This is a genomic window from Stakelama flava (genome assembly GCF_019351405.1).
GTDB classification, from domain to species: domain Bacteria; phylum Pseudomonadota; class Alphaproteobacteria; order Sphingomonadales; family Sphingomonadaceae; genus Sphingomonas; species Sphingomonas flava_A.
Genome location: NZ_JAHWZX010000032.1, coordinates 1 through 1,143 on the forward strand (window position 1 = coordinate 1; position 1,143 = coordinate 1,143).

The following is a 1,143-nucleotide window of genomic DNA, read 5'->3' on the forward strand; positions in this document are numbered from 1 at the left end:
CCCGCGACGATCAGATAATGGCGGTCGCGATGTTCGTCGGCGAGGCCTCGGGTGACCACGCGTCCGACCAGCGGCTTGGCTTCGGCGGGGTCGTAAATCGCATAATCCCGCGGCGACACTTCGGGCGAACGCGCTTTCAGCGTTTCGTGCATGGTCGCGATGATATCGCCTCGCCTGCCCATCGCGCGCAGCGTCGCTTCGAGGTCGTCATCAAGCCGGTAGCGGCCCTCCCCCTCCTCGGTCGCGAGTCCCATGCGCGCGAGCGTTCCGAGCCGCGCGGCGCGCAGGCTCTGCTCGACGCTGTCGCGATGCCATGCCGAAACCAGCCCGTCGTCCTCGCGCGCGAGCAACAATTTGCGGTCGATACCGGTGAACCGCTCCTGCGTAATTTCACGCTGACGGACCTCCAATATCTCGCGATCGGTGCGCGGGCCGAGGTCGAGATTGACCAGTTCGGCGGCACGCGCGGCGAGACCTCTGCTGATATATTCCCGGGCGATGATGAGGTCCTTGCCGCGATCATCGACCCCGCGCAGCAGAATATGGCTGTGCGGATGGCCGGTGTTGAAGTGATCGACCGCGACCCAGTCGAGTTTCGTGCCAAGGTCCTGTTCGACCTGCGCCATCCAGCGCCGGACCAAAGGCTTCAGATCATCATACTGCGCGCCGTCTTCGGCGGAGACAATGAACCGGAACTGGTGGCGATCACCGCTGCCGCGTTCGAGGAACGCCTTGCCGTCGGCAACATCATGGACAGCACCATAGAGCGAACCCCGCTCGCCCTCGCGCGTGGTGCCGTCGCGCTGCAGGTAGCGCATATGCGCGACCGCCGCTTTGGCCCCCTTGCCGGCGAGCTTCACGAACCGCACCTTCACCACCACGCGGCGCGAGCGCATACCCGCGAACCGATCGGACGATCCGAGCACGCGACCCACACCCGCGCCGCGCCCGATCCGGCTGCCGTCGAATCGGCGCGCCCGGACGGCCGATTTGCGCACGCTGCCGCCTGCAAGGTTGGTGGCCTTGCGAAGCTGGTGCGCGAAAGGCCGGTCGTTGCCGATCCGGCCCAGCCACAGCGTGAACTCGTCGTCGGCCATCGGACGAAATCCTGCTCAAAACAGGAAATGAAGGTACGCAAAGGAA

Annotated in this window: 1 protein-coding gene; it reads right to left on the reverse strand. The window is 65.6% G+C overall.

All coding sequences use genetic code 11. The annotated features are described in order from the left end of the window. Positions 1-1,097: DUF3363 domain-containing protein (locus tag KY084_RS16210; protein ID WP_219239492.1), on the reverse strand; the 1,097-nt coding region annotated here is incomplete at its 3' end. Positions 1,098-1,143 lie beyond the last annotated feature (46 nt).